Genomic DNA, 1732 nt, shown 5'->3' with positions numbered 1-1732 from the left:
CGCCGAACAGAAACAGGCTATTCGTGACGAACTGGAAGCTTGGGTGAAACTATGAACGAAACAAACAACGATGAAATGGAAGCGGTTCTTCAAGAACTCGCGGAAGAGGCTATGATCACCGGTGGGGGCGTCTGGGTCTTTGGCCCGGACGGGTCTACGGAACAGCTGGTTCCCCCTCCCCGGATACCTCTCCGGGGTCCTACTCTCTTTCCCCGCCGTCGTGGGTGAGGCTCCCCGGACACTCTCCCCGGACCGGGGAGGGGGGCTAGCCCCCCCCTCTCCGGGCCTATCGCAATTGCAAGGAGCGGAGCGACGCGCAGGCGCGGAGCGCCGAAGTCAGCGACGCCGTAGGCGGAGCGAATTGAGCCGCAGCGGCGCCTGAGCGTCATAGACCACTGAGAAACGGTTTTAACCTGCTAGGTCGATGGAGATCTTAACAGAAGTGATAAGATGAATGGGAAGGTGTTAGCGCACCTTCCTGAGTCTCCTACGGATACTGACACCTCTTCCTCAGTTATCAGTAACCATTCTAGACTCCGGAAGGTAAAGAAGGTTTCGAGTTGTGAGCATCAGCTGTCTATCCGGCCTCCTGTGTCTCCCGGTCGTCGGGATGGGGTGCAGCCCCGGTCAACCGTCCCCGGGGGGGTCGGAGGTGGGGACGGGCGAGGGCTTGCCCCGCCCGGCCCCGGGTCACTCTCTAGGCATCTTAAGACTAATTGTTACAAACCCGGAATGAGCCGGAATTCCCGGGACATCGCCGCTTTCCGGGAGTATCTGGAATTTACGGGTAAACTGACCCTAGACCTGACCCTCTACGACATGGAAAAGAGGGAAACGGTCATCCTGCATCTGCCCTACACGCACCGCTGGCATGTGAAATACCGTAACCGAACGCTCGCCCGGTTCTACAAGTTCAACGAATGGTGGATCTCCCAGGGAAGACCCCCTCTGACCCTTCTCACTCTGACCACATACCAGGACGGCGCGCACTCCCGGGAGCAGGTCGGCGGCTACACCATCGAAGAGAGTTTCGAGGTTCTCAAAACATCCTGGGACAAGCTCCGGAAGATGCTCCGGAACCGGATACTATGCCGCCCGTTCGACTACCTCTGGACGATGGAACCGCACCTGAAGTATGAGACCGGATACCCTCACCTGCACGTAGCAATCGCCGCCGAACTCGAGGACTGGCAGAAAGAGAAGACAAAAACCCTCTGGAACGACTACCGGGCAGGCTCCTACGAACACGGCGCACAATTCGAAGACAGCTGCCTGGACGCTAAAGGCGACATCAAGAACGTCGGCTTCTACCTCTTCAAATACCTGGGAAAAGGCTTCTGCATTGACCCGGAACAGATGAGCCCTGGAGAACTCCGGTTCAACGCTCAACTTTGGAAACACGGCTGGCGTCAATGGGGTGCTTCCCGGGGTATCAGCAAGGCGATGAAACTCGATTACCAGGACAGCGACCGGTTCCGGTTCCTCGAGGCCGGGGTGTCGATGACCGGATGGGAAACAACCTTCCGCGAGGCAAGCGCCGAACAGAAACAGGCTATTCGTGACGAACTGGAAGCTTGGGTGAAACTATGAACGAAACAAACAACGATGAAATGGAAGCGGTTCTTCAAGAACTCGCGGAAGAGGCTATGATCACCGGTGGGGGCGTCTGGGTCTTCGGCCCGGATGGGTCTACGGAGCAGCTGGTTCCTCCTCCCCGGATACCTCTTCGGGG

The 1732-nt window shown here is 58.0% G+C and carries 1 protein-coding gene; it reads left to right on the top strand.

Going from position 1 to position 1732, the window contains the following annotated elements; translation table 11 throughout:
• Window positions 1-732: 732 nt before the first annotated feature.
• A complete protein-coding gene (locus ACE4YL_RS02660; RefSeq protein WP_461369147.1) occupies window positions 733-1590 on the top strand; it encodes a rolling circle replication-associated protein in 858 nt (285 codons plus the stop codon).
• Window positions 1591-1732 lie beyond the last annotated feature (142 nt).

The organism is Candidatus Darwinibacter acetoxidans (genome assembly GCF_041936445.1).
Taxonomy (GTDB): Bacteria; Bacillota; Limnochordia; order Darwinibacteriales; family Darwinibacteriaceae; genus DTU010.
Note: the sequence above shows the minus strand (reverse complement) of the source record. Positions and strands in the feature narration are given on the sequence as shown.